This window comes from Pseudomonas sp. Irchel s3f19 (assembly GCF_900187555.1).
Taxonomy (GTDB): domain Bacteria; phylum Pseudomonadota; class Gammaproteobacteria; order Pseudomonadales; family Pseudomonadaceae; genus Aquipseudomonas; species Aquipseudomonas capeferrum.
This window is the reverse complement of the sequence record NZ_FYDW01000002.1, coordinates 80,103-106,544: the sequence shown is the minus strand read 5'-3', so window position 1 is coordinate 106,544 and position 26,442 is coordinate 80,103. Positions and strand designations below refer to the sequence as shown.

The window sequence follows — 26,442 nt, the reverse complement described above, 5'->3', positions numbered from 1 at the left end:
AATTCACAAGTAAGGATACGAGCATGACCAAGTGCACACTCATCCTGCCTATTCTGGCCGCTGTGGCCATGGCGGGCTGTGTAACCACCGAGAAGATGCCGGACGGGACTACCAAGATTCGCTTTTCCGATGAGGCCGCCAATTCCCTGGCCTCGTTGATGCCTACTGGCGTCGTGACCGGGATCGCAGGTGGCGCGGGCAGTGGTGGGCTGGATCTCAACTACAGCTTGAGCCCCCTCAACAGTGGCGAGTACCTGTACCTGAACGGGCAATACGACTTCGAATGTGCCGCAGCCATGCTGTACAGCGCGAAGTCGGGCCAGCCCATGGATGCAAAAATCAGCAAAACCTGCCGCGACGGCTATTTCTTGCGCCAGGAGCAACTGCGCATGGCGGGCAAGCCGTACGACAGGGGCGTGCCTGCCTATGACCCTGCCAACCCGTCCAATGCCTACTGGGAAAAAGTGGCCGGCCGAACCGTCAGCCAGCTAGCGCCGATCAACCAGTTCAAGGTCCGTTTTGCCGGGTATCCGCGCGTTGATCGCAACGGCAACATCTCCATTCGCGTGAGCTTCATGGGTGCTGCCGATGGGCAGTATGCAGACTTGGTCACCACGCCCGAGCGCACGCCGGTGGTGCTGGACGATGCTGGCTTCGCGCAGGGTATGCGCAAGCGAGTGGCAGAGCTCAACACCCAGATCGGTGAGTTGATTGCCTGTGAGGCGGTGCTTGGGTACAGCAAGGCCGTCGATAAAGGCCCTCGGCCTTCGAATATTTCAGCTGGCGACTATTCGCGCTATGAAGTGCGCTTCACGGTGGCATCGATGGGCTGCAAAGACCACTCCCGGCAGTTCTCGGCGGCTGCACGCTAGCGCTGCCAGTGGGCTTGCTGCGCAGTTGATCGCCGGCAAGCCCAGTCCCGCAGTGTGGAGGTGGTTGCCCATCATCTTCCATGCTGCGGGGTACTTGCCTGCGTTTACTGCGCCACTCAGTTGCCGAGGGCGGTCATGGCGCCATGTTCCATGTATCGTCAGCCGCCACCGCTGCCTCATTGATGCCGGGGCCGTGCCTGTCTGCGGCGTTCAGCCATTCCTGGCTGAGGTCCGCCTGTTGAGCGGCACGCTCGTGCGCAAACTCGCGCAGCAGAATGGCGTCCTCGATCGAGGTGACGACCTGCGCGGTCGCGCCGCCATACTCGCTGAGCAGTGTTCGGGTCGCTTCGGGTGGGAGCTGGTTGATGGCGCTGCGCAGCTCTCGGCCGTAATCGGCCAGAACAGGCTGCTTGTCAATGACGATCTCCGCCGCTTGAGAGGGGAATACGGAGGCTGTGAAGCTCTGGAAATCCTGTGCGCTCGGCATGGCGTGCGTCCTTACATGCTGTAGTCGTCGAGGCCCTCGCTGCGTGACAGCGATGGATTGGCGTAACGGGCAAATGTCTTGTCCAGGTCGGCGGCCAGGTACGCCTGTTCGCTGTCGCGCAGCGCGCGCTTCATGAAGTCGCCGTCGCCCGCTACCGCAACCACCTGATCGCGCAGATTGCTCAGCAGCCCTTCACGGTCGGCCCGTGAGCCGGGCGTGTTGTCGATCGCTTCGAGTACATGCAGCAGCGATTGGCGAAGTTCGGTTTCGGCGGCGCCTTTTTCGGCTTGTGGGGCCGCGTCGAAGGCCACGGTGCTGATCACGGCGCGATGGATGGCTGTGAATGCGCTGATTTCGGCGGCCCGGCTCTGCATGACCCGATCGGAGTTCAGGGTGTGAGGCGGCGTATTGCGCAGCCAGGCCGATTCCTGGTCAGCCAGCGTGTCGATGGTTTGCCGGATTTTCTGGCCGTCGGGGCCTTCGCGCAGTGCGGCTTGCGCTACGTTCTCAAAACTAATTGCCGGGTTGCCCGAGGCCTCGATGGCTTTCTGGCGCATTAACCCGGCGCCGATCACGAATCGGCTGGCATCACGTATTGATAGCTGCATCTATGTCCGTCGTTTTTCACAGGGCTTGAACGTGCCCGAATCAGTCGGCATCCAGCAACGTCAGCTTCCCTGCGCGGCTCACCGTACGCCAGTCGCATCGGCTGATGCGAAGCGTCGATTGCGGCTTTGCGACGTGCTGTGGGTGCTCCCTCGCAGACCTGGGTGCGTCTGCCATGAGTGACCATAGCATTTTTACTGTTTTATTTCTTGTGAGCGAGTCGAGTCAAACGCTTTTTTCAGTGTTTTATAGTATCCCCCACCATGGCCGGATGTACCGAGGCGGGTTGAGCACGAAAAAAACCGCCCATTTTCAAGCTAGGCGCTGAAACCCCAGTGATACGGGCGTTTTCGCCTGTTGTTGCGTTTGCGTGCCTGGTGGGGCTGCGTAAGAGCAATCTACTTTTTTAGCGGTTTTGCAGCCGTGTGAAAGCCTAATTGAAGATGAAATTTCGCCATTTCATGGATCATTCGAGAACGGGTCGAGTATGCGAATGGAGGTCGATTTAACCCCAGGGGGCGTATGTGCATTTCAAGCAGTATTCATGATTTTTCATGGATTTAAGCTTGTTTATAGCCTGTTTTGATAGGTTTTACTGTGGTGAGCTGGCAAGCTTGGGTGGCTTGCGAGATCGCCGATTTTCAGCAGCGCACACGTTCTGAAATCGTTTTGTTAGTTTTCTTTCGTAACATTTTTTTGATAATTCTGTGATGTCTGGTTTAAGATTGCCCGACCTTAGCTATCCGCAGGATTACGGCTCACAGGGTGGAACCATGGCTCAAGCTAGAACGCATGCCCGTCTAGGCCTTCGCTTACGCGGCTGCACGACAGCTCATCTCAAGGACGACGGAGCACTCCAAGGGGAATTCGTCGCGAACGATTCAGATAATCCGTCCGCAATTCGATTCAGGTAGGTATTCACAATGGCTCAGATGCCGTTCTCTCCGTGCAGCGATCCAAGCGCCTGCACCGACCAATCGGTCAAGATGCTAGGCCGGATATTCGGCCCGGTCATCGATGCATTGGTCAAAGGCACCGACCCCAATACGGTTGAGGCAAGCGCGAATATCCTTGCGACGATGTTCGGCTTCTTCAACAGCGGGATCCTGATCATCGGCTCGCTGATCGTCTCGTACGTAGCGGTGATGGGCGTGACCAACACCGCCAACGACGGTGAGGCGATGGGCAAGAGCTGGTCCTCATTGTGGACGCCGGTACGGATCGTGGCAGGTGGCGCCGTGTTGCTGCCGACAACCAGTGGCTTTTCTTTCATTCAGCTCATCGTGCTGATGTTCGCCTTGTGGGGCGTTGGTTTTGCCAACGGCACCTATAAAGCGGGCATGGCCATGGGGGTTCTGTCCCCGAACGGTGTTGTCGAAGGGGTGAACTCTCCCGGCAACTTCTATGGGCTGCGCGATTTTGCCCGCGGCTACCTGGCGGGGTCTTACTGCGCGACGGCGGCCAACTCGATCTATGCCGACAACACCGCCTCAGGTGCACTCCCTGAAGTTGGCGCGAAAAAGAACAGGACCGAAGACAAATTCACCATTGTGGATGGCCGCAAGGAATGGGTTTTCGACCTGAAAGACCGCAACAAGGTTACCAACCTGGCGGGCGGCTCCGCGTTTTGCGGCTCTGTGAAAGTGGCCGAATACCAGGCGCAGACGAAGACGGATGCCACTGCCCAAGCCTTGGAGCAGATGCGCGTGCAGGTTCAGGGCATCAAGCGCGCAGCAGCCATCAACATGATGAAAGAGCTGGATGACTGGGTGCGGCAGTGGCCAGCCACCATTAATGATACGGGCTGGGATCAAGTCGACTCCGGCCAGTTCAACGTCATTGTGAACAAGTGGGAGCAGAAGGTGGCGACCGATATCGTCGCCCAGGTCACCAACCAGGCGTCGGGTGTCAACGGGGGGCTCGACGACTTCCTGAAGACGCTTACCAATGATGGCTGGGCGGCAGCCGGGGGGTGGTTCCAGCGTGTAGGCATGGTCCGCGGGCAAATTGCAGGCGTGCTTGCCGAGCCGGTGGGTGCGGTCAGTGCGCCCTCCCTGGGCGCACTGCCTGGCGATGCCCGGTTCTTTTTGCTGGCCAACAGCGTGACAACGGTCACTGAGGCAATCGACAAGAAGGCAGAAGAAAAAACCAGCTACAAATCTTCGACCTCGGCCAAGCCCGAAGACATCGCGAGCCTGATCCCCAAGGACCCCGGCAGCGATATCAGTGTCAGCACCTTGCGCGCCGACATGGATGCGAAGATGTCGTCGTTCGTCAACGGCGTGATGCTGAACGTGGTGGAGATCGCCACGGGGGCGGGCAGCAATGGGCAGACGCCGCTCTGCGGAACGGCGGGGCAGATGGGGGGCTCGCTCAACCGCATGAAGTGCGTGGGTGATTACCTGGTCGTAGCTCGCGCCGGCATTCTGGTGGCCGATGTCGCCATCAAAAGTGCGGGAACAGCGGTGAGGGTGCTTGCGGGTACGCTTTCGTCGGTCAAAGGCTTGGGCAACGGGTTGGACCTGGACAAGGTCGTGACCCCGCTGTGGGACTGGGTGATGGAGGTGCCGGTCAAGCAACTGGCGTTGATGGCCAGCTACATCGAGCCGCTGGCGTTCTATTTTGCTGTGTTCCTCCCCAGCTTGCCCTACACGCTGTTCATGATCGTTTTTGTTGGCTGGTTGCTCGCTGTGTTGCAGTCGATCATTGCGGCGCCGCTCTGGGCTGTGATGCACATGACGCCGGACCGCACTTTCGTGGGCTCGCAGACGCAAGGCTACCTGCTGTTGCTGTCGCTGTTCGCTCGCCCGGCGCTGGCCGTGCTTGGCCTGTTCGCGGCGGTGTTGGTGTCCGACCCGGTGATCGACTACATAGCCCAGGGCTTTTTCGCCATGCGCGGTGCGGTGGTGACCTCCTCGGGCAATGTGGGCATCATTTCGGAGTTTCTGACCTTCGCGTGGTGGTTCATGGTGTTCGGGCTGACGTTGTTGCCCGTGTTGTACATGATCTTCGGCTTGCCCCAGACCCTGCCTGACCAGGTGCTCAGCTGGATCGGCGGGGGCCTTGGCAGCATGGGTGAGACCAGTGCGGTGGCTGATATGCGAGGCGGCATGAGCCGGGTTGGCTCGAGCGTTCAGGGCAGTGGTACCGGCATGCGCCTGGGTGGCGGCACCCAGGGCAGGCTGCCACCGCCTGATGGCGGTTCGCCCAATGATCCCAAGGGGGGTGGGCCTCGCGGCGGCGGCTCAGGCGGCGGCACGCCACTGCTCAGTGCAAACGGCCAAGGCGCAGGTGGGGCGGCATCGCGGGAGTCGGATGCGACCGGCGACAGTGCACCGAGTGACAGCCGTACGAACGGCCAGCGAGTCAGTGATGCAGCTGGTGTTGCCCTGGGCCGGGCAGTTGCGGGGGGTGCCGCTTCGACAGGCAGGGCCATGCGCAGCGCCGGCAGTGCCGCGCTGTCTGCCGGCCGTGCGGGCGTGGAATCGTTCCGCGGCTCGGAAGCAGGCTCTATTGGTGGGCGCATGCGTGATGGGGTGAAGGCGGGCGCGTTGACGGCCGGTGCCGGTCTGGCGTCTGCTGCGAGCGCCGCCGGGGCCGATTACAAGCAAGCGTTTGCGACTGCTGGTGCGGAAGGCAAGGCGGCGTATCACGAAGGTGCTGACGCACGTATCCAGGCGTTCAAGGAATCGCTATCGGCCGGGGCAGCACCTGTCGGAGGGGGGAGCGATCAGGAATCAGCCGCCTCATCTGCCGGCGGTGCGGATGACTCCGGGCTCAGCGACCATCAGTTCAGCAGTGCGACCCTTGCTGCCGGGGCGTCCTCGGCCAGTAACGAAGGTGGGCAAGCGGCAGCTGCCGACGGCTCCGGCCTGAATGCGCAGGATAGCGGTGCGGGCCAGTCGGCGGGTCGCTCGGCAGCGTCTGCCGGGCAGCCTTATGCGTCCAGCGGCGCTGCACCGGGCGGTGCGGCGACCGGCGCAAGTGGCGGCGATCAACAACCGGCTGCATCATCCGCCGGGCGGGCAGGCGACGCTGGGGTCAAGGACCATCAGTTCAGCGGCGCGACGCTTGCTGCTGGGGCATCCTCGGCCAGTAACGAGGGCGGGCGCGGGGCCGTTGCCGACGGTGCCAGCAGCAACGCGCAGGCTGGTGCTGCTGGCCAGTCGGCGGGTCGCTCCACGGCGTCTGCCGGGCAGCCTTATGCCGCCAGCGGCGCTGCACCAGGTGGTGCGGCGTCCGTCGCGGATGGCGGTGCTCAGCAGCCGGCTGCAGCCTCCGCTGGGCGGGCAGGCGACGCTGGGGCCAAGGACCATCAGTTCAGCGGCGCGACGCTTGCTGCCGGGGCATCCTCGGCGAGTCACCAAGGCGGGCAAGCGACAGCTACCGAACGCTCCGCCGGCACTGCGCAGGAGGGTGCCGATGGCCAGTGGACCGGTCGCGGCACATCGCGTGCCGGTGAGCCTTATGCTACCGGCCGCTCCAATGTCGGCCACGAAGAAGATCGATAAGCAGGCAGGCCGCCTTGCTCCGAGCGGGTGGCCATTTGCCCACGGATAGCCGGCAGGCGGGGAATTATTCCCGCCCTTGGCTGTCTTGGACGGTGACGCGCAATGGGTGTGCGCAACTTGATACGCGGCTGAGGCCGCGCTGAGCAGAGGCTTCGCATGGTTGATAATCCACTGGAAGACCAGCTTCGACGGCTCCTTACCGGGCTGGCTGATCAGGCCATCGTGCGTGGTGAACAGTTCTTCTACGATGGCGGGGAGTTGTATGCCGACGATGTAGCCGATATCGGCCTGGTGGCCGTGTTGTGCATTGCCCAGGCGTTATCCGAGCGTACGGGGCTGGGCGGGTTCGGCTATGAGTTCGAGCTGGCTGCGCCTGCCAACCCAATCTTTCCGCTGCACGCCAGCCCTCAAGGTGAGCTGCCTGACTTCTTTCGGGTGGCACCCTTCGTGGCGGCGGTTTTCTACGGTGAGGTGCTCGCAGCCAGGCAAGATCTGACGCTGTTGTACCGCGCTGCTGTACAAGCTTTGCAGGATGGCCCTGGGCTTGCCTTTGACAAGGTGAGGGTGGCGAGCTGATCGCTGCGTCTTTTTTTGTCAAAATAGCCTGTTAGAAAATTGATTTTCACCATATCTGTAGTTAGTATTCAGGCTACAGTGCCGCGCTAGGAGCATCCCATGCACGACGACGTAAACACGCGTCAAGCGTCTGGTCCCCACGAAGAACTACCCCCTGGGGTATTTCCGCCGATGCCAGGCTACACCACTGCTGACCTGCTCGCGGCTGCCAACGCCCCCGTCGAAGCATTGCTCGAAGAGCGCGCTATCGACCCCGGCCTGATCCGCGAAACCGTCATTGCGTTAGCCGAGCATTTGTATGCAGCATTCGAGCGAAATGACATTCAGTACCAAATTGCCACGTGGTACCAGAAGCCCTACGACCACCCAGAAATGCGCACACGCAGTATCGAAATTATTGCGGAGCAATTCGGCGTCATTGCGCTGGATGCGGCGGCAGATTCCTTGGACGGCTCACCCTTGCTCCACCTGGGTGAGGCGTTCTACGGAGATTTTATGGAGCGCGCGGGTAACGCAATAAAGGCCCACATTCTCAAGTTGAATGAAGCCTGAGCCGTCGTTGTTCATAGGGACATGAAATGAGTAAATCTGTGTACTTTAGTGTGTACCTGGATGGTACGGCTAATAGCAAAGATAATGATAAACCCACGGGTAGCCACACCAATGTAGCCCGGCTCTTCGAGCTGGATACCGCGCAAGGTACCAATCTGGCTGTCAACTCCGACCATGTGCCCTTGAAGTACGACCCGGCGCAATACGCCGGGCAGTCGGAGAAGATCTACCTCGATGGCGTGGGCAGCCAGAGGTCGAGCACGCCCAATGCGTTGCTCGAACGGGGAACCGGTTTGGGTGGCCAGAACCGTATCGAACAGGCCTACGACGCCTTCGTCGCCTTTTACAATAAAAACCAGGACCTCGATATCGATGTCAACGTGATCGGCTTCAGCCGTGGTGCGGCGCAGGCCCGCGCGTTGGCGAACGAGATCATCGACCGGGGTGTGCCAAGGCTCGACAGCAACTGGAAACCCACCCGTGAGTATCTTGTCCCGCCGGGCCAGGCCGAGGTTAACAAGCTCGGCATATTCGACACCGTTGCTTCCTATGGCATCCCCATCACCGATAGCCACCCGAACAAAAATCTGGAGATAAGCAAAAACGTCAAGTCGACCACGCATCTGGTGGCGATGCATGAATATCGCTCAACGTTCCCTTTGACCAGTGCGCTGCGTAATGACGACAACTCGCGCATTGAAGAGGTGAAGTTCGCGGGCGCGCATTCCCAGGTCGGTGGCGGCTACCGTAATGATCTGTTGGCCGCTGGCCCGCTGGCGTTCATGTACGATCGCTTGAAGTCGGCGGGCATCGAGATGGGGCCAATGCCGCCGGAAGAGTTGAAGCGTATCGAGCAGTACAATGCATTGATCAAAGACCCCGAACGGCTGCAGGAAGCGTTGATCGACTCTCGCCTGATCAAAGGCAACGAGGCGTTCAAGCGCAATGCCGATGGGTCGTTCACGCTTGTCAATAATCAAGCTTTCCCGACCGAGCGCGGTACGCTCTTGCCGTTCAGGCGGCAGGACCAGCCGTTCGGCCAGCAAGTCAATGGTCGCAAGGTCATCTTTGAAAACGATGACTCGCTGGGCGAGCCGCTTGTCCAGCGCATCGGCAGAAAGGTAGGTGAGAAATTCTTCGCGTGGGACGAGAAGGCTGAAAATAGCGCGGCCACCCCTGAAAACCCTGCCGGCAGCAACATCAAGGACAGGCTGGCGACCCGCAAGGCTGAGCACGCGTCACGATTGGCAGCTCAGTCTCAGCAGCAAGTGGCGGAACTCTCGTCGTTGCTAGCAAGCTCCAAGCCCGAAGTCGAACACCTCAAAAGGTTGGCGCTTGAAGAGGTTCCGGTACCCAAGCCGGCCTTTTCAGCCAACTATGCCGTGGTACGCATTGACCCCGAAGGCTCCTCGGCATTTGCCGATCTGGGTTTTGAATACGAGGCCAGCCGCATTGTTGCCGATGCGGCTATCGGCGCCCTTGCCAAAGCGCCCTTGGGTATCGATGATCCGTTCATGCTGCATGACACCAACGGCAATGTGGTGGGCACCCTGGAGGCTGTGCATGAAGCGCCATCGTTTGCCAGTGCGCGCGGCGTGCTGGTCGCGATCGACCTGCAGCATATAGACCCGGCGGCGCAGGCAGGGATGCTCTACGATGGCTTCAAGCAAGCTGCAACCTGGATCGCCGAGCGACCGGAAGGCACCTTGAAGGACGCCTGCGAGATACCCGGCGCGGATGGCAAGCCATTGGCGCGTGCGATGATTGCCTATTCTGCGGAGCGCGAACTGGAGCGTACCGTCACCTGGGATGCCCCCGAGCCGTGAAAGCGCTCGACGTTGCGTTGCATCAACAACAGGTGTCGGTAAGCGCATGCGGTTACGCTTTTTGCAGGCTGCTTGCTTAGAATGCACCTGTTACCGACGTGGGTCGGTCAGTCAATCCGTAAGGGCTACATGATGAAAATCCACAAATACCAGCCAGGCACCTTTATCGAGGTCGATGACATGGCCGGTGGCCGCCGTGTGGGGATGGTCTGCAAGGATGGCGTGACGTTCTGGGATTTACTTGATTCCGACCTCTGCACACCGCTGACGATTCACCCTTCCATGGCGCCGCAGGCGCTGGGCACTTTGACCCAGTTTGGCCAGGGCAACGGGTTGGTCAAGGCGACTCAGGCGCTGGTCGGCCATTTGCGTGCAGTGGGTGATCAGCGCCTCGACAGCGACCCGCTGTTTGTCATGCGCGCGTTGTGGTTCGTGTCGCAGCGGGCGAGCGGGGCGCAGGCCGTGCCTGACGCCGCGACACTGCTTTGGGCGTGCGAACAGGCTCAAGGCCAGGCGCAAGCAGCAGCACGCATCCACCAGATGGCCAAGCAGTATTGTTCAGCGTAGCGACTGCACCCAGCTGCTTGTTCGAGCCGAAACGTCCGAGCCCCGCCTTCAGTCGGGGCTCGGTGCATCTGGGGTTGCCTGGCTGTCCAGTTGCCGCTCATGAAGGGCTGCATAGCCGTCCACGGTAGCGCGCAGGGTGTTCTGGGAGTGGCGGGAGACAGCGCCTGGGCTGTGCTGGCAAAGGCCCTCGAACACGCTCTGGGCGTCGAGCCGATGCACGCCAAAGGCTTCCTCCAGCGTCGCTCGCTCCACGGTTGGCCAGTCCACCTGTGTCGCCAGTTCGTGGCGCAGGCTCGCCGCTGCATGCTTGCCGAACACGTGCGCCACGCCAGCCTTTGCTTCCAGGCCAGGCAAGGCCTCAATGCGCTTGCGCATCTCGTCCTGGCGGTCGCGACGTTGCACGGCTGCGTTCTCCGAGGCCAGCTCCACCAGTATCTCGCCGACGTTGGTAAAGCCTTCACTGGCAAAAACCTCGGCAACCTTGCGTGAGCGCGGTTCCTCTTTGGGCAGGAAGATGGCCAGGCCATTGTCATAAGGGTGTGGCAGATCGCCCCAGAAGTGCGTGGCCTTGAAGTCGCGCAGGGCATCGAGCGCGTCAGAGAAGTAGGCGTCCTTGGCAACGGCGTAGATGGCGTATTCGTCGTTCAGCTGAGCCACCGCATCGGCATCCAGGCCGTAGCGCTCAAGGCGGCCTTGCAAGGCAACGGGTTGCTGCAGGTGCCTGGCGATATGCTGGGCCGCGACGAAGTGGTGCGAACCGCCGCTGTTGACCAGGTACAAGCCATCATCCCAGTCGTGCCTGACCATGAAGTCGGAGCCGCCATGAACAATGCGCACCTCGGGCCAGCGCAGGTTTTGCGCAAGGCCCTCTTGGCTCAGGTCTTGGGTGAATGCCTGGCAGGCCTGCTCTGCCATCTGCTGCATGGAGTTGAAGCGATACAGTTCGGACTTCGACGCCGACAGGCCGGACACGTCGGTGATATCGCAGGCGAAGTCTGCTGTCGTCTCGCGCCTGCTGAGCCGGGCCAGTGCGGGGATGTGCCGGTGCTCACCCTGATAGCGGCCGTTGGCCGAGCGCCAACCTCTGACTTCGCCGCTGCTTTCGCTACCGTGGCCGAAGCCGATGCGGTGCGACCATTCATGCCAGCGAACCACGCTCGATAACGCGATGACACTTGCAGTGTCATCGACCCGCCTGCGCAGGGCGGGTTGCTCGGCAATGACTCGGCGCAGCCGGGCCGGGATGCCCAGGTCGTCCTTGACCGTTTCCAGAAACTTTGCAGCCAGTGTTCTGAAGCTCATGGCATGACTCCATTCAGCGCATGTCGGTTAGCGTGGCGTTACTGGGTGGCCCGTTTGACGGCGTCCGCGGCGTCGCGCGCTGTGCGTTTGATGGTTTTCGCCACTGTGCGCACATCGTACGCGCAACTGATGTAGGTGCTGCCTGAATCTACATACAGCCACTGGTCATGGTTGCCGACCTCTTTCTTGTAGTCGCCGATTGGGTCCCTGGGGACGCCGGCCAGCTTGGCCACCGTCTGGATGCTTTCGCCGCTGAATGCGCCGGAGTAGGAGTTGAAATCACCTTCGCCATTGGAGCCTGGGTGCAGTGCAAGCCGGGTGACGGGGCGACCGAAAACGTCCAGCGGGTTCGGCACCGTGTATTCGCCATCGGACAAGTCCGAGGCCTGCACGATGGCTTTGCCCTTGGCTGTTTTAACCAGTGCTTCGAACTCTTCTGGCGAGACGTTGCGTTGGCAGGTCAAGACCTGAGCCAGGCGTGCGTTGGCCTCGGGCTGGTCGACTTGCTCGGCGTACGCCCCAGAGCAGGCGAGCGAAACCAGCAGCGGTACGGCGAGTTGCAGTGCTTTCATGCGGCAGATCCTTCTGGATGACAAAGTGCTATCAATTTAGCCTGTTAGAAAAACGTTTTTTGCATGGCCGCAGTGTGCGCTACGCCTTGCGGCCGGTCAAGCGAACGCCTGTGCATCCTCAGGATTTCACCTTGACGGCAAATGGCCTCAAATTCATACTCGCCATCACGAGCAACATTTTTCTAACAGGCCATTTTGATAATTGACAGGACGTTGAACGCTGGCTGATCGGCATCGCCTCCGCATGCTGCGACGCTTGTCTTGAACATCACCGTTCAGCTGGCCCTTACAAGGAGTTTTCAGGCATGTCCTACCCATTACCGCCACTTGCTGTGGAGCCGGGCCTGAGGGTGGTGGGCGATCGCCGCGCGGCCTTGTGGCTTTTGCTGGTGCCGTTGCTGGGGGCACTGCTGGCCTTCGTCATTGCGGTCGCTGCGACCATGATGGGTGAAATGGCTGAAGGCTCGCCACGCTTCTACGCCGCGGCACTGTCGTTCTCGGTGCTTTTGTTTAGCGTGATTCTGCTGCCGGCCTACCTGCTCAGCGTGGGCTGGTACGCCTGGTGGACGCACGGCGCTGACCACCGTCGGCTGCGCCTGGGCCTGTGGCTTGTCCCGCTGGTGGCGCTGCTGTTTGCGTGGTTCCCCGTCACCTTGGTGCCAGGCCTGAAGCCACTTGGCCAGGACACTATCGACCCGCTGCGCATGTACTTGCTGGCAGGCGCACTGACGCTGCTATTGGGCTATGCCTGGTCGCTTATCGTTTTCGTGATCCTGCGGTTCTGGAGAGATGTATGAGCACCCTGATTGTCACCCCGCGCAAATTGCTACCGTTGGTATTGGCGGTCGTGTCTGCGGCGCTTGCCCCACACGCTTTTGCGGGGTTTGAATTGATTGAAAGCCCAGCCGCGCCGGTGTCTTATGTAACTACGGCGCCCCCCGTAGACGACACTGCGCAGATGCAGCAGACGATCAACGCGCTGCGTGTGGAAATCCAGAGCCTGCGGGTTCGTCTGGCAGCTGCAGAGGCCGATGCCAACGGCAGCCGCCAGGAATTGCTGGCCATCAGGGCGGGGCAGGAGCAGGTCCAGGCCTCGATCAACCACATGACGCTCAACTTCGCCTTTGGCCACTCAAGGTTCCGCCCCAACGCCGCCGATGAAGACGTGTTGGTGCGCTCTGCTAGTGCCGCGCGGCAGGTGAAGATCTTTGGCTACACCGACAGTGTGGGCACCCTGGAAGCGAATCGCCGCGTTGCCCAGCTTAGAGCGGAAGCGGCGAAGATGTATCTGGTTCGGCGTGGCGTGGAGGCCTCGAAGATCAGTGCCCAAGGCCGGGTGGGGGACTATATTGCGTCCAACGACACAGCCAATGGCCGCGCCGCCAATCGCCGGGTCGAATTCGAGTTCTCGACCACGGCCAATGACGCCAGGCCCTCCTATGAAGTCAGTGAGGGCCGCGCACCGGTATCAGGCCTGCAGGCGCATGTTATCCAGGAATAACCGTGCCTCGGCAGCTGCCGCGATCGTAGCGTCGGCGGGCGATTCCCAGGCCACCCCGTTGTAACGCAGGCTGTAGCTTTCGCGGCAGGGGTGAAAGCCGATATGTGCCCAGTCGATCCCTTCGCGAGCAGCCCACTCGCCGAGGATTTCCGACCGGGTTTCGCCGGCCGTACGACGTTTTTCGATTTGCCCGACCACGTCTGCAAACAGGCGCAGGTTCTCAAGGTCGATACTGACCGAGGCCGGGCCGATATTCAGTACTCCACCCGGGTTACCGGGGGCAGCTTGAAATGCGCAATGAAACTGATGGCTCATTGATACTTCCTTGAAGTTTGGGCTGCAAACATACACACACTGTTGACAGTAACTTTGACCTTGAAGCCGCTTCAAGTTCAGTCTAGTCGACCCGGTGCAGGGAAGTTGAACATGTATTCACTTGGTGAACTTGAAGCATTCGTGGCGCAGGCCATCAGTGGCAATGTGTTTGCGCAGTCAGGCGGCGGCTTTGTCAGCGTGATGGCCAAGAGCACCCCGGCCATTCAAAAAGACATCCCAGCGGCATTCGAGATGTACACGCTGCTGGAGCATTTTCTGAAGACGTTGCCCATTCGCCATGAGGCGCTGGGCTTCGGTGCACCCACCATCAACCTCGAGCCGGGTATCGTGGTGAGTCACGACGGCGGCAAAGTGATTGCCTTGTTGCCGATCCAGGCCAACCAGCTGGGCGACGTGGCATTCTGGCTGGCCGATGCGCTGCCCAGCCGAGAGGTCAAGGCCATGCCCGGAACGCTGGCACTGATGTTCACTGTCGAAACCCACGATGCGATAAATCACCTGCTGCCCGAATGGCTGGCCGCTTTCTATGTCCAAGGGGATGCACGGCATTGTGTGCCGATCCTGGCGCTGAAGTCGGTGCTGGAAGACGAACGTTTCGGGGGCGACTGGGTAGCGGTCGCCGTGCACCGGCTGACGGAGTTCGCCTTGCCCCAGGCAGCGGCGGAGCAGGCAGCCGGCGCCGAGATCAAGACCACACGTTAGGCGCTGTCAGCCCTGATCGCGGCACCCATCATCTAGAGTGTGAGGCGTGTGACGCGACGATGCGCCAATGGAAGGAGGTAACGAAATGGACCAAAACTGGGCAGCACGCAAGGGCAACATGAGCCTGGACGGCGGCTACAACGGCTCTGCGCAACAGGCCGAGGCCAACCTCCACGTTGGCCGCGACCAAGGGCGCCGGGAGGGCTTCGAGCAGGGGCGCTCCCACGGTTATTCACAAGGCTGGGATGCCGGCGCGGCCCACGCCAACCAGAAGCTGGAGCCGCTGCGTGGGCACGTGCGCCAGTACTTCGCAGAAGCGGTACAGCTCAGGGACCATGTGAAGCGTCAGAAGGCGGTAATCGACCTGATGTACGAGCAGTTGTCGCAAGTCGCCAAGGCCAACGAAGCCAACCGCAGCGCAGTGGCCGAGGAGGCCCGCCTGACCAGTGTGGTCGCCGCCCTCAACAGCGCCAATGAGTTGCAGGAACTCACCATCAAGGCGATGGAGAAGCAATTCGAGTCCACGTTTGCGCAATCTGAGCTGAAGACCGAACAGTACCAGCGCACCCTGGTCTTCACGCAGGCGGCACAAGGGCTGCTGGAGGAGCTTGCCGGCGAAGATACGCCTGAGGCCCGGCGTATCCGTGAGCGGTTCGTCGAGCGTTATCAGCAGCAGGTGGCGCTGGGCCTGCGTGAGGGGCACATCCAGCGCCCGCCGGAGCAGGATGAAACGTTCCAGAAACAGCTGCCTGAAACACACCAGTTCATCCTGAGCATGCAGGCGGCGGTTGCACCGCGCTCGCAACCGGACGACTCGGAGCCAGCGCCCTAGGCGCTGAGCCGGGCAGCCTCGGCTGGCTATTGCGCCGGGGCTTCGGCGGGCGGCAGTGGGGCAGGTGGGGGCGCGTAAGGGGTCTCATGGCCAGGGTTGCCAGGCTCAGCGCCTTGGCCGCCGGAAGGTGGGGCGTCCGGAGGCACGCACACCAACCCCGTTCGCACCTGTGCAGGGTACTGCTGCACCTGATACCCATACGCCGGCGGTTGGCGCATTTCGGGTGCCTGGCAGGTGCCTTCGACGACCCCCTGCTGAGGCGTGGCGAAGTCACAACGTTCACCTTCATAGCGACCGGAACACGACCGGTAGGCGGATACGGGGGTGATCCGCGTCGGTACTGGCACGTAGATGGTGGTGTTGCGCGGTAACTCCTGCCACTGCTCTTCAGCCGGCTCAGGGGCGTTCTGAGCCTGGGCAGCACTCACCAGGGCCAATGCGCTCAACGCCAGGGCGATCGATAGGGTGTTTTTCACAGGCGCCTCCAGGCATTACATGCCAGGTTCGTAGTCCGAACCGCTGGTGCGTGCGGGTGCCGGGTCGCTGTGATCCAGACCGGCATCCACGTCTACGCCACGTTCTTTCATCTCACTGATCATGTATTCGTAACCGACTGTGAAATGGGCCATGTCGTAGCCAGGGTCAGCCTGTTTGATCTTCGACGTCAGCGAGACGATTTCCAGTTTCACCGGGTCAGGTGTTTCGTCGGTATCCCAGTTACCCGAGTTGTTCTCCAGGTTGTTCAAGTGGAAGGCCTGGCTGAACGCCTTGCCATCCACGGTGATTTCCTGGGCCAGTTTCTGATAGAGGTTCTTGCCACCCAGGCCCTCGTCCAGGCTGGCATCGACCACCCGCAGGAAATCCAGATGGGCCTCTGGCGTGGCGGTGAGTTCTTTCCAGTTGCTGTATTCTTTCATTCCGTTCTCCTTGCTTGGATGTATATGCCTGCGCCTTCATGGCTCCATTCGGCATTGGCCTGGTGCTGAGCCTGCCGCCGGGGTGGCGGCCCCCATCACGGGGTGTAATCGTTGCCTGACGATGGGCCCGAAGGCTTGCCACGGACCATGTCGACGATCCCTTGGAGCATTTCCTTGAGCCGCTCGGCGATGCGCTGCATGACGTCTTTGAGGCGTTCCAGGTGCGATTGCGCTTCGCCGTCGAAGGCCGGTGTATTGCCGGCGTTGGCATGCATGCTCTGGCTGGACGTTTCGAGCCGGTTCTTGAGCTTGTCGTAATGCGGGCTGCCGTCGGTTTCCGGGTTCAGCAGCTCTTCCTGGGCGCGCCCGTATTGCCGCGCCCAGCCGGTGAGGGCCTTGTCCATGGCTTTTTTGTTGCTCTGGGCCTCGGGCGACTGGCCTACAGCCTCGACGAATGTTTCGTGCAGGTCGGTGAATTCGCCATCGGGCTTCATCTTCTCGATCACTTCGGGCACGGTCAGGCCGGTTTGCTCGGCGCGCGCCTCGATCTGCTGACGAACCTGGGGCATGTTGTCCGCATTCCAGAAGGCAACATGTGCCTTCTCGTAGTTGCTGGCGGCTTTCTCGACCTGATCGACCCGGTATTCGGAAAGGCGAGGCAAAACCGGCACCCGGCCAGCCGTTTCTTCCGAGAACGCAGGCTCTGCGGCTTCCTGCGCCTTTGAGCCGCCGCGCCAGGCATTGGCCAGCGCGTCCGCACCCTTGCCCAGGCCCTGCATGGCAGCACCCGTCAACGACGCGACGCCACCCACCAGCTCGGCAGTGCCACGCAACAAGGTTTCGGCACCATTGGCCTCGCGCTCCGAGCGTTTGCCAGAGGCAGCGTCATTCTCATGCAAGGAGGCGTTGATCCGCCGCACTTCCTCGGGGTCGAGCGAGTCCATTTTCTTCTTCACATCGCCCGCCACCTGCATCAGCGCATCGAGTGCCACGGGGTCGATCTCGGTGCGGGCAGTTGGCGCCTGGCTGGCGGGGGTATCCCTGCCGGCAGCCGCCCCCTGCGGCGTTGCGTTGGCGTCAGCGGCCTGCAACGATGCCGCATCGATCGAGCGTGCGCTCCAGGTGGCTTGCGCCGAATGCTCGGCGTTGCCTTGGTAATCCAGCTGCACAGCCTGGCCGCGCTGCACTGCAGCGCCGCGTATGGCTTGCTCAAGCTCGGCGCCCCACAGGGTTTGCTCGCCAGCGGGGGATTTCAAGGTGACGTAGTAGCTTTTCGGTTGTGCAGGGTCGTTGTGAGCGGGCGCCGCGCCATGATGGACCAAGATGCCTGCGTAACTGCGCCCTGGCTCGGCGTGCGGCCCGGCAGCAGAGTGAGCGACGGCCGGTTCAGGCTTCTCGAGTTCTTTGGGTTCCATCTTTGATTACCTTTTCGTGGGCGCCGCGTTATTCAATGGATCTGGACACAGCTCCTTTCTGGGCGCGCTGATGCGCCCAATCGGTCTGTGCCCGTTGACCTGCCAATTTCTGCGACGCGTAAACGGCAAGCAATGCTTCAACTTTTTCTTTCTTGCGATAAATCGCTTCCGACAGGTAATTGCTGACACCTGTCGCCCGGTTGTAGTCGACCCACAGGGCGCGGCTGGAAACGTGCGTGATGCTGTTGTTCCACTCAGCGTCGCTGAACCGCCGGGTCGCTTCAGTCATCATCATTTCCGAAACCGACATGGTGTCGTAGCCACCGATGGGGGCTGTCGGCAAGGCACCATAGCCATCGGCGTCAGACAAGTACATCTCAGGTGTTTTGCCATCTGCTTCGGCGAGTGCGGCATCGGCGTTGGCAGCGGCCACCTGCACGGGTTCGGCCGTGGAGTCGGGGGCGACGCCGCCTGAGGGCACATTGCCGAACAGGATCTGGTGTTGCGCCTTGGTATCCTTGCCCAGGATCGGGTAGTGCTCCGGGTGGCCATCCTGAATGGAATAAGTTTGGCAGAAATAGGGTGCCGGGTCAGTCTTGTAGCCAATGTCGTCCTGGCGATTGAACACGGGCGGTAACTGGGCCGGGTTAAAGGGTCCACGGTGAGCATTTTCGGCAAACGCCTTGGCCCTGGCCGCATCCTTTTGCGCGGTGCCATAGGTGAAGTGCAAATGCTTGGTCATGCTGCTGCTGGGCGTATTGCCCGACAGGCCAAGTTGCTGCCCGGGTTTTACCGTAGCGTAGCGCTTCACGCCATTAGCAAAACCGCTAAGGTGGTAATACGCGACGATATCGCCGTTGCCCCGTTTGATCAGCACTGTGTTGCCCGCCGACCCTCGGCTTCCGGCAAATGCGATGACACCTTCAGTGGTCGCGTACACCGGTTGCGACGCGCCACTGGTCGAGAAGTCGAGGCCATCGTGCATGTGCGCTTTCTTGTTGGCCGAGCCGAAGTTGCCCGAGCCGCCGCCGCGGAACTTGCCGAAACGCCCGGAAACAACTTCCTTGTCGGTCGGCGATACCATGCAAGTGTCGGCAATGGCGCTGTGGGCGTAAACCGCCAGCCCCAAGGCAGCCATGCCTCGCAAGATCGTTCTGTTCATACCTTGCGCTCCGTCACTTAACACTCTGCTTCACGTTTTGCTTGGCGGCATCCGAGGCGGCTTGGCTGGTGCGGGCTTGTGCGCCACCTGCAGTGACTTCCAGCGACACCAGCGAAGCCAGTTGGGCTTCCATGCTTTCGTATTGGCGGTACTGCTTCTCTTGGATGGCCAGGTCCAGCGCCTTGATCTTCAGCAGCTCGACCAGCGCGCCGCGCTCGTTCTGCGCAGCCATCACCCGGGCCCAGCTGTCGTATTCGGCGGTGTTGCCCGAATAGCGTTTGACCTCGTTACGGAAGTGCACCGCCAGCGGCAGGTCGGAGCCTGTCTCCTTGCCCTCTACACCCGAGTAGTCGAGCTGGATGGCCTTGAGGCTGGAGAGTGCAGGCGAGACCAGCGCGTCTTTACGGGCCTTGGACAGGGCATAGTCTTCGGCGGCAGACGATTTGCCGGCCGATGCCGGTACCGGGCCGTCAGGCAGGCCAGCGATGTTGTTGACGAACCCGACCTTGGCCTCGTACAGCGTTTCGCCTTCCATGGCGGGTTCGAACAAGGTAGCCACGGTCAGGTCGGCGCCCGGCATCGACCCGGTCGATTGGCACATGCCCGAATCGGCCTGGTCTTGCGTGCAGAACTTCTGCCGTGCCTTCACCAGTGCTGACTGGGCGCTGATCGGCTCGGCATAGGTGCCCGGTGCGGCGACGATCTCGGCTTTGACCCGTTGGCGAACCTCGGTGGTCATGTCGGCATCGCGGTTGCTCATCAGCGTTCGGGTCGAGTAGACCTTGCACGGCGAGAAGCCTTGGCCGAACTCACCGCCATAGTCGAAGCGGGCCTGCTTGACCCGCTGGGTCTGCGCCAGCACGTTCAGCGCGGTCGCCGTTTGTTGCGCCGCATTGCGCCCTGCCTCGGCAACGGTGTTGGCCGACAGGGCTTTCTGCTTGGTCATTACCGCGATGGCGGAGGTCAGGCGCTGGCTTTGGGTCTCGAGCAACGCCGAAAGGGAGGCGTCGACTGTGGACACCGCCCCGTTGAGCGTCTGGGTAGCCGCCGTGAACGCCGGCGCCACGACGGTTTCCTGATACTGCGGTGGGCAGTAGGCCCAGGCCAGCGTAGAGGTGAGGGCCAGCGATACGCCGAACGACACCTTCCATTTACGCGACTCGCGCGCTTCGTCGAAGTCCTTTTTCATACGCATCTCATTGCACCGCCTGCTTGGCGGTTTCAGACAGCACCTTCTGATAACGCGACTCCAGCGGCGCGTCGAGGCGGTCGGACGAGGCGACCACCAGTGTCGCCAGGTTGGCGATCAGCCGTTGGTTCTGCTCGTACTGCTGCTGATGGATCCATACCTCGAGGCCGCCCATCTTGGCGGCCTCCACCAATAGCCCGCGCTGGGTCTGGCGCGCCAGGTTGCCCGACCACTGCTCGGCTTCCTTGCCGCCGAAGTACTGGTTCACACGCAGCTTGAGCACTTCGTTGGGCGACTTGCCGCCGAACTGGGTGCTGCGGGTGTTGGCTGCGTTGATGGTCGACAAGCTGTAGGCCGGCACCGACAACATCGAGTCCTTGCGGTTTTTCTGGACCATGTAGGTTTCACCGGCAGGCGTCGCACCGGCCTCTTTGGCAAGCTTCTCGTCCGGCGGGCCAATCACATGCTGAATGTAGGCAGTACGCGCTTCGGTGGTCAGCGAGTTCTCTTCCGCAGGCTCGAACAGCAGGGCGGCATTGGTATCGCCGCCGGGCAAGGCGCTGAGCGTGCACAGCCCGGCATCCGCCTCTGCGGCGGTACAGAACTTGTCGCGGTGCTCTTTCAGGCGCGCTTGCATCGCCTGGGAGGTTGACGTCACCAGGCGACCCGGGGAGGCGTCGAGTACACCGACTGCCGCCTTGGCCTTGGCGGCCAGGGTGGTGAAGGCCAGGTCCATCGATTTGTTCTTGGCCACCGTACCGCAAGGGTCGAAGCCTTGGCCGGTCGCCGCGTTGAAGTCGAGGTAGGCTTTGGCGACCGCAGTGTTCTGCTGCTGCGCACGAATGGCGTTCACCAGCTGTTCAGACGTTTGCCGGTTGTTGTCCGCCACCACGTTTGCAGACAGCGCTTCCTGCTTGGTGGCAATGGCCACCGCCGAAATGATCTGCTCGAACTTGGTCGTCATCTGCGCACCGAAGCTGGTGCCAAAGGCGGCAATATTGGCGCCCACTGTCGCCGTGTGCGTCGATATCTGTGCTGCGGTCCATGCCTCTGCGGGGCCGAAACCGTACAGCGCACCGTAGGAAACACTGGAGAGCATTGTCGACCCCGCGACAATGCCCGCTAACTTGAGCCGAAAATTCATATCACTGCCCTGTGAGCATTGGCACGCGACGGTCCGTCACTTGCCCTACGAGAGAGTTGGCAGCCATCGCGCTCATCGCCGAGGTGGCGAGCTGCTGCGACTGGGCGGCGTTGCAGGCGGCTGAGGTGCAGTCGATGTGCGCCTCGGCGCGCTGATCGGTGATCATCGCGGTGTACGCATACGCTGCCGCCTCGCCTTCGGGGGCGAGGGTGTTCTCGCTGAACGGCCCGGCGTAATCCACATCCCAGCCCTGCATGCCGTTGGCGTTGAGCGTGCACATGCCCTGCCTGGCCTCGGACACGGTGCAGTAGGTATCGCGGTGCATGGCCAGGGCCGACTGATCGGCCGTAACCCTGGAGCCCACACGCTGGGAGGCGTAAGTGGCCATCAGCCTTGCCGTGTCCTTGTCACGCTGGGACACGGCCTCCACGAACAGCTTGCCCTGCTCCTGGGCCGTGCATTTGATGGTCACCGGCTGCCCAACGGCAGAATCGAACGATGTCACGGCCTTCATCACCCGGTCGGACATGTCGATGGTGCCTACCGCGTTGGCCAGCTGCTTTTTCGAGTCGCTGTCCACCTGCGAGACGACGTTGGCCGACAGCGCGGTCTGCTTGACCGTCACCGACCAGGCACTCATTTCGCTCTGCATCGTGTTGAAGAACGTCAGCACCGATGCCCAGGTCAGCGCCTGGGCCGGCAGCGCCGTGGCCCCGACCGCAAGACCCACCGCCAGAACTGCTGCGATCTTTTTCATCGACAGCCCCTTTTAGTTGAACAGGCCCGCAGCGGAGCTGGACGACCCGCTGTTCGAGTTTGGCGAGGCACTTGGCGTGCTGACGGGTGCCGGTGCTGCGCTGGCAGGCGCCGCTACGCTATTGGTGCTTGCTGGGGCCGTGGTACCCGTGCCGGCACCGGCGCCACCGCCGAAGTCGGTCTGCACGTAGTTGAACGGGTTCACATCCACGGTGTAGGTGGCTTCGTAGCCTGCCGCAGCGTTGTGGTAGCCGCTGCCCAGCTCTGGGTCGAGCGTGCTCATGCCCTGGCTGACCAGGCCGTTGGTGAGGCCGTTGAGGTCGCCCAGCGAGGTGCCGCTGCTGACCTTGCCAATCGCCTGGTTGATCGGCGTGGTAACCATCGAGGCGACCTGCTGTACCGCCGAACACACCTTTTTCTGCGCGTATTGCAGAACCGCCGCCTGGGCGGAGGCGAGGATGCTGCCCAGGCTCGGGATGGAGCCCGAGAGGTCGAACAGGCTGCTAAGGCCACCGAAGCAATCCGCCGTGGCGCTGAACAGCGACTCGACATTGGGTGTGGCCGACGCCAGCTCGGTATGGATCTTCAGCGCATCGCCGATGGAGGCGCCAATGGTGCCTTCCTTGGTGCCCTCGGCGCAGTCCTCGGCATCGGCCTTGATGGCATCGGCGACGACCGAATCCTGCTGCGAGATCAGGCTGCTCGACGTCGCGCCCAGGCTGCTGGTTGCCCCGAAAGCCGGCCCGGCCAGCACCAGCCAGGCGCCCAGCACCCCGCCCAGTACCGCGCGCTTGCCCACAGATTTGCCTATCGCCTGTGCGACAGGGTTCAAGCGTCCCTTATACATCTGCGTAACTCCCCATGATCTGTGATATCTCGCGCAGCCGCTCCCCGCAGAAAATCTCGCTGAGCAGGTGCGTCTTGCTGAAGGCATCCAGCCGACGCCGAAACGCCGCCAGGTCCATCGACTGCGCTGAGTCGCTGCCTAACAGCGCGGCCAGCGCCCCGGTGAAAGCTTCATTGCGTTGCGCGACATACCGCACCAGGTACATGCAGCGCGACGAAGTGAGGTGTGCCAGCAGCTCGGCGAATGGCTGCGGAAGCCGATGCAGCACGCGCGCATAGGCCTCCACGAAGGTTTGGATTTCTTGCATCAGCAGCTGGATTTCGAACTGTTGCCCGGGAGCGTCTTCGTCAAAGTCCACGGCCCAGCGGTCCACGCGGTCCATGGCCATCAGAAAATTCAGCAGCTGGACATTGCGCGACGACGCGGCGAAGTGGCCCAAAACGCCGTGTGCCGTGAGATCAAGCTGGTCGATGGGCGGCACGGCCGCATCTGAGGTTCTGTCTTCGTCCATTCCCTGCACTCGCTTAAAGCATACTGAAATACGCTAAAATGCATCCTGTTTCTAATTCTCTATCAAAAAGACTGGCGTATCAACTTTTTGACAAAAGGATGTAGTAGGTCTGAGTGCTGGGTCGCATTGCGCGTTCAGCTGAACGTAAGGCGTTCTGTGGGTCACGCTCTGGCTAGGAAGATGACGTAGGTATGGAGGCTTGGGATGTCAGAAAAGGAATTGCGGTGCCGGCAGCATTACCAGTCGGTTTATGAAAGGAAGCAGCCTGTACTCGGTAAGGGGAGGGCTCTCGATGAATCCCTGCAGCATTTTCTGGATCAGCGCCCTTCAGGTAAGAATCACTCGGCACTTGACCGCGCGACGGGTTTGGCTTCAGCACCGTTTTGGCGTGATGCGGATGCAGTTGCACACTCCGAACTGGCCAGCTTGGCGCTGAGCCGCCTGCTGCATTTTGATAATGCAGCCAGTGTCGACCTGCTGCTGGAGCTGGCCAGCCATGCGCCAGATACCCTCAGATGGTCAATTCGTTACGCGAAGGTGTTCGAGCGTACTGATTCACCGCTATGGCTTGCGCTTCGTACGGCACTCACGGGGGATGAGTGGCAGGAATTCTTCGGGGTCTGTGACCGTTTGCTCGATCAGCTCAAGCCCTTTGATGAGCTGATCAGCAACGCTGAAAAACAGCTTGAGCATTTGTCCCTGCTGGAATTGCTTTCCTACCTCAGTGTGCTGGCTTATCAAGCGTTCTCCGAAGATGCCCCCGCTGATCGTTCTGGTCAGCAGTGGCAGGTCTACAGCCGCATTATCTTGAACAAACTCAGGGCTTGTTCGGAAGAGGATTTTCGTCTGAACGAGGCGCGGATCGGGCAGTCACTGAAACGGCATCTGTCACCGATCATTTTCCCTGGGGCGTTTACCCCAGACTCAGTGAGATGCCGTGAAAACCTCAACTCACTGAGCGTAATGATTGCGGCAACGCACGAGCGAATCGACTACGAGGCTTCAATCGACTGGTTCTGCTTCAATCCTGAATGTCGTTACCAGTTAAAGCCGGGTGAGCCCGTTATCTACAATGAGTCGGAGGCGGAGACAGAGCGGTGGCAACGTACCGGGCGCAAGAACGACCTGCTTTGGCACTACTGGATAAATCGTGCCGTGGAGGCATTCAGTACTTCCAGCATAGCCACTGAAATTATCGGCTCGCCCGAGAACCATGAGCTGAACCAGCTGGCCTACATCAAGGCAATACGCAGTGAGCTGCAACTGCAGCAGATCTACGGCCTGGGTGACAAGCTTACGCTCGATGATGGTGCTGAAGTTCAGCTTCACTCTGTGTTGCTGGCGAGTGAGTTGACCTCGGTGTTCTTCCAGAAGCATTTTATCCAGCCCTACCAGGATTACCTTCGCGAGTCCGGCGTGCTCGCCCATGCGCTTGGTCGATTGGCTATGAGCGGCATGCGATCAGGGGAAAACAGATTCCCCCTGACATGGTCCGAAGAGGAAGCAAAAGTCCGCAGGATCAAAGGCTGGACGGTAAGCAAGGAATACCCGCAAGGCAGCGCCGATTCCGCCAAGGCAATTCTCAGGTTCTGGACTAGCGACCTCAAAGCGCTTGCACAGCAGTTGAAACAGCATCCTGGGAAGCCTGTGCCACGCCTGGCTGAGCAGCCCTTCTACAAAGTTGGCCGCTTCAGTTTTCAGTTTCCTTGGGTGGTCTCGGAGCAGAACAACGTGACCGCCGCCATCAATAATTTGCGACGCGTGAACGCCCGCAGAGCCGATGCACAGGCAGAAACCCAGCGTGTAGAGCTGGCGCTGGCCGAGAGCCTACGGCGACGAGGCTTTGCCGTAGAGGTGGGCTATCGGCCTGCCGTGACAGAAGAAGACGATGCCGGTGAAGTGGACTTGATCTGCCATCAGGATGGTGTGTTGCTGCTCATCGAGGTCAAGTCGGGTTATATCCGTTCAACCCGGCATGAGGTTTGGCTGCATCGCACCAACACCTTGCGCAAAGCCGCTTGGCAACTACAGCGTAAGCGGATTGCGGTGGCTAAGGCGTTGGTGGCTGATCTAGGTCTGCGTACCAGGCTGGGCTATGACGCGCAGCATCCCGAGGTGGATCTGCGGACCTGGATCGTTGATACGTCCATTGAACTCGATGGGCAGGCAGTCGATGGGTTCAGAGTGGTATCACGTGAGGCGCTGGAAGTCATTTTGCGCGACGAGAAGCAGCTTCTTAAACCGTTGGATCAGCTTGATGAAAGTGGTCGCGATTCATTGTTCCCTGAGGGGTTTACGGCGGATCGATTTGTGGCTGTTGTCGAGTCTGATGAGCTGTGGCGGGGTTTCTGCTAGCGCTTGGGCAGTCATGACCTTTGTACTCACTGCCCTATATAAACGCCCTGTCTACCAGACCTTCAATCGTCGTATTTCGGGCTAAAAACGCTGCATCGTTCGGCATTTGGGGAATGCCGAACAACCCCAAAACTGCTGCCCTGCCTTCGCCCCTGATTTGGCGGTCCGAACCAGCAGCGCATTGCCACATTTAGGGCATTGCCGCTCGGCTGTCGGGTCGCTGCGGCGTTTCAGGTTTTGCACATGCTCGCGGTGGGTAGCGCGGGTAGGGGCACGGCGGCCGGTTTGCAGGGTTTGCAGCATGGCGTTCACATCGGCCTCGGTGAAAACCGGCTGATTAAACGATTTGATGTAGCGAATGAACTTGCTGCCTTGGGTAACGTTTGCAGGCATCTGCGTTTTGAACGTGCTGTCACCGACGAAGGTGATCACCGAGTGCAGGTGCTCGGCATTCACGCCCAAGGTCGTTTCCAGTGCTTTGAGGTGCTTGTAGTTCTGCCGCAGCGGGTTCTGGAATTTGAACGTGCGCTTGTAGAGCTTCTGCGTCCACTGGGGCTGCTTTTCGCTGCCGAAGATCCAGCCGTTCATATTCTTCGTTTCGAGCACGAAAATACCGTACACCGAGACGAAAACGTGGTCGATCTGGGTGGTGCCGTCCGGGGTGTCCAGGGTGATGTTGTGCAGGCGGCGATAGGTTTGCTCGTTCAGGTGCAGGTAGGCGAAGTAGCGTACAAGCAGCTCGCCGAGGTAGCCCTTTACACCTGGAGACTTGAGTGCGAAAAGCAAGATGACGAGGGGGATGAACCAGCTCAGGGGGATCCAGTGCTGGGCGATGATGGGTGTGAAGTCCATTTCTTACCTTCCAAAAATATGGGTGACAGCGGCTATTCCAAACCGCTGTACG

Annotated in this window: 26 protein-coding genes; 11 read left to right on the top strand and 15 right to left on the bottom strand. The window is 60.8% G+C overall.

The window, feature by feature from the left end:
• The first annotated feature begins 23 nt into the window (after nucleotides 1-23).
• On the top strand, nucleotides 24-872 hold the full coding sequence (locus tag CKW22_RS04405; RefSeq protein WP_095063827.1) for a hypothetical protein: 849 nt from the start codon (nucleotides 24-26) through the stop codon (nucleotides 870-872).
• 133 nt (nucleotides 873-1,005) lie between these two features.
• Here the strand turns inward: CKW22_RS04405 and CKW22_RS04400 are convergent, their stop codons facing one another.
• Nucleotides 1,006-1,359: a hypothetical protein gene (locus CKW22_RS04400; protein ID WP_095063826.1), complete on the bottom strand. Its 354-nt coding sequence runs from the start codon at nucleotides 1,357-1,359 to the stop codon at nucleotides 1,006-1,008.
• A gap of 11 nt (nucleotides 1,360-1,370) precedes the next feature.
• Nucleotides 1,371-1,967 carry a hypothetical protein gene (locus CKW22_RS04395; protein WP_095063825.1) on the bottom strand — a complete coding sequence of 199 codons (597 nt, stop codon included), beginning with the start codon at nucleotides 1,965-1,967 and terminating at the stop codon, nucleotides 1,371-1,373.
• 921 nt (nucleotides 1,968-2,888) lie between these two features.
• On the opposite strand from CKW22_RS04395, the gene CKW22_RS04390 reads away from it, so the two are divergent.
• From CKW22_RS04390 to CKW22_RS04370, 5 genes are all read left to right on the top strand, one after another.
• Complete coding sequence (locus CKW22_RS04390) at nucleotides 2,889-6,476, top strand: DotA/TraY family protein (protein WP_256577282.1); 3,588 nt, start codon at nucleotides 2,889-2,891, stop codon at nucleotides 6,474-6,476.
• 156 nt (nucleotides 6,477-6,632) lie between these two features.
• Entirely contained in the window at nucleotides 6,633-7,052 is a 420-nt protein-coding gene (locus CKW22_RS04385; protein WP_095063824.1) for a hypothetical protein, read from the top strand.
• A gap of 99 nt (nucleotides 7,053-7,151) precedes the next feature.
• Nucleotides 7,152-7,604, top strand: coding sequence for a hypothetical protein (locus tag CKW22_RS04380; protein WP_095063823.1), 453 nt, complete (start codon nucleotides 7,152-7,154; stop codon nucleotides 7,602-7,604).
• A 26-nt stretch (nucleotides 7,605-7,630) separates the two neighbouring features.
• A complete protein-coding gene (locus CKW22_RS04375) occupies nucleotides 7,631-9,430 on the top strand; it encodes a DUF2235 domain-containing protein (protein WP_095063822.1) in 1,800 nt (599 codons plus the stop codon).
• 132 nt (nucleotides 9,431-9,562) lie between these two features.
• A complete protein-coding gene (locus CKW22_RS04370; protein ID WP_238338535.1) occupies nucleotides 9,563-9,997 on the top strand; it encodes a hypothetical protein in 435 nt (144 codons plus the stop codon).
• Nucleotides 9,998-10,045: 48 nt separating this feature from the next.
• On the opposite strand, the gene CKW22_RS04365 is transcribed toward CKW22_RS04370, so the two are convergent.
• Nucleotides 10,046-11,299 (bottom strand): DUF6685 family protein, encoded by a 1,254-nt coding sequence (locus tag CKW22_RS04365; RefSeq protein ID WP_095063820.1) that lies wholly within the window; start codon nucleotides 11,297-11,299, stop codon nucleotides 10,046-10,048.
• Nucleotides 11,300-11,337: 38 nt separating this feature from the next.
• Nucleotides 11,338-11,871 carry a hypothetical protein gene (locus CKW22_RS04360; protein WP_095063819.1) on the bottom strand — a complete coding sequence of 178 codons (534 nt, stop codon included), beginning with the start codon at nucleotides 11,869-11,871 and terminating at the stop codon, nucleotides 11,338-11,340.
• 305 nt (nucleotides 11,872-12,176) lie between these two features.
• On the opposite strand from CKW22_RS04360, the gene CKW22_RS04355 reads away from it, so the two are divergent.
• Entirely contained in the window at nucleotides 12,177-12,668 is a 492-nt protein-coding gene (locus tag CKW22_RS04355; RefSeq protein WP_095063818.1) for a hypothetical protein, read from the top strand.
• Nucleotides 12,665-13,372: an OmpA family protein gene (locus CKW22_RS04350; RefSeq protein ID WP_095063817.1), complete on the top strand. Its 708-nt coding sequence runs from the start codon at nucleotides 12,665-12,667 to the stop codon at nucleotides 13,370-13,372. The genes CKW22_RS04355 and CKW22_RS04350 overlap by 4 nt, the downstream gene beginning before the upstream one ends.
• Here the strand turns inward: CKW22_RS04350 and CKW22_RS04345 are convergent.
• Complete coding sequence (locus CKW22_RS04345) at nucleotides 13,340-13,687, bottom strand: hypothetical protein (RefSeq protein WP_095063816.1); 348 nt, start codon at nucleotides 13,685-13,687, stop codon at nucleotides 13,340-13,342. The two genes, CKW22_RS04350 and CKW22_RS04345, sit on opposite strands and share 33 nt — an antisense overlap.
• A 111-nt stretch (nucleotides 13,688-13,798) precedes the next feature.
• Here CKW22_RS04345 and CKW22_RS04340 point away from each other — a divergent pair, with 111 nt between their 5' ends.
• Nucleotides 13,799-14,410, top strand: a complete 612-nt coding sequence (locus CKW22_RS04340; protein WP_095063815.1) for a hypothetical protein — start codon at nucleotides 13,799-13,801, stop codon at nucleotides 14,408-14,410.
• 85 nt (nucleotides 14,411-14,495) lie between these two features.
• The gene (locus CKW22_RS04335; protein ID WP_095063814.1) at nucleotides 14,496-15,242 is read left to right on the top strand and encodes a hypothetical protein; all 747 of its coding nucleotides are present in this window, start codon (nucleotides 14,496-14,498) and stop codon (nucleotides 15,240-15,242) included.
• 26 nt (nucleotides 15,243-15,268) lie between these two features.
• Here CKW22_RS04335 and CKW22_RS04330 read toward each other — a convergent pair whose 3' ends face one another.
• From CKW22_RS04330 to CKW22_RS04290, 9 genes are all read right to left on the bottom strand, one after another.
• Nucleotides 15,269-15,718, bottom strand: a complete 450-nt coding sequence (locus CKW22_RS04330) for a hypothetical protein (protein ID WP_095063813.1) — start codon at nucleotides 15,716-15,718, stop codon at nucleotides 15,269-15,271.
• Between the two features lie 15 nt (nucleotides 15,719-15,733).
• A complete protein-coding gene (locus CKW22_RS04325; RefSeq protein WP_095063812.1) occupies nucleotides 15,734-16,159 on the bottom strand; it encodes a hypothetical protein in 426 nt (141 codons plus the stop codon).
• Between the two features lie 95 nt (nucleotides 16,160-16,254).
• Complete coding sequence (locus CKW22_RS04320) at nucleotides 16,255-17,574, bottom strand: hypothetical protein (RefSeq protein WP_095063811.1); 1,320 nt, start codon at nucleotides 17,572-17,574, stop codon at nucleotides 16,255-16,257.
• Between the two features lie 28 nt (nucleotides 17,575-17,602).
• Entirely contained in the window at nucleotides 17,603-18,736 is a 1,134-nt protein-coding gene (locus tag CKW22_RS04315) for a M23 family metallopeptidase (protein ID WP_095063810.1), read from the bottom strand.
• Between the two features lie 13 nt (nucleotides 18,737-18,749).
• Nucleotides 18,750-19,925 (bottom strand): hypothetical protein, encoded by a 1,176-nt coding sequence (locus CKW22_RS04310; RefSeq protein WP_095063809.1) that lies wholly within the window; start codon nucleotides 19,923-19,925, stop codon nucleotides 18,750-18,752.
• A 7-nt stretch (nucleotides 19,926-19,932) separates the two neighbouring features.
• Nucleotides 19,933-21,024: a hypothetical protein gene (locus CKW22_RS04305; protein ID WP_227696460.1), complete on the bottom strand. Its 1,092-nt coding sequence runs from the start codon at nucleotides 21,022-21,024 to the stop codon at nucleotides 19,933-19,935.
• A 46-nt stretch (nucleotides 21,025-21,070) separates the two neighbouring features.
• A complete protein-coding gene (locus tag CKW22_RS04300) occupies nucleotides 21,071-21,826 on the bottom strand; it encodes a hypothetical protein (RefSeq protein ID WP_095063807.1) in 756 nt (251 codons plus the stop codon).
• A gap of 12 nt (nucleotides 21,827-21,838) precedes the next feature.
• Nucleotides 21,839-22,672: a hypothetical protein gene (locus tag CKW22_RS04295; protein ID WP_095063806.1), complete on the bottom strand. Its 834-nt coding sequence runs from the start codon at nucleotides 22,670-22,672 to the stop codon at nucleotides 21,839-21,841.
• Nucleotides 22,665-23,183 carry a type IV secretion protein IcmW gene (locus CKW22_RS04290; RefSeq protein WP_095063805.1) on the bottom strand — a complete coding sequence of 173 codons (519 nt, stop codon included), beginning with the start codon at nucleotides 23,181-23,183 and terminating at the stop codon, nucleotides 22,665-22,667. The genes CKW22_RS04295 and CKW22_RS04290 overlap by 8 nt, the downstream gene beginning before the upstream one ends.
• Before the next feature lie 204 nt (nucleotides 23,184-23,387).
• On the opposite strand from CKW22_RS04290, the gene CKW22_RS04285 reads away from it, so the two are divergent.
• The gene (locus tag CKW22_RS04285) at nucleotides 23,388-25,538 is read left to right on the top strand and encodes an NERD domain-containing protein (protein WP_160015160.1); all 2,151 of its coding nucleotides are present in this window, start codon (nucleotides 23,388-23,390) and stop codon (nucleotides 25,536-25,538) included.
• Nucleotides 25,539-25,619: 81 nt separating this feature from the next.
• On the opposite strand, the gene CKW22_RS04280 is transcribed toward CKW22_RS04285, so the two are convergent.
• Entirely contained in the window at nucleotides 25,620-26,390 is a 771-nt protein-coding gene (locus CKW22_RS04280) for a nuclease-related domain-containing protein (RefSeq protein ID WP_095063803.1), read from the bottom strand.
• Between the last annotated feature and the right edge of the window lie 52 nt (nucleotides 26,391-26,442).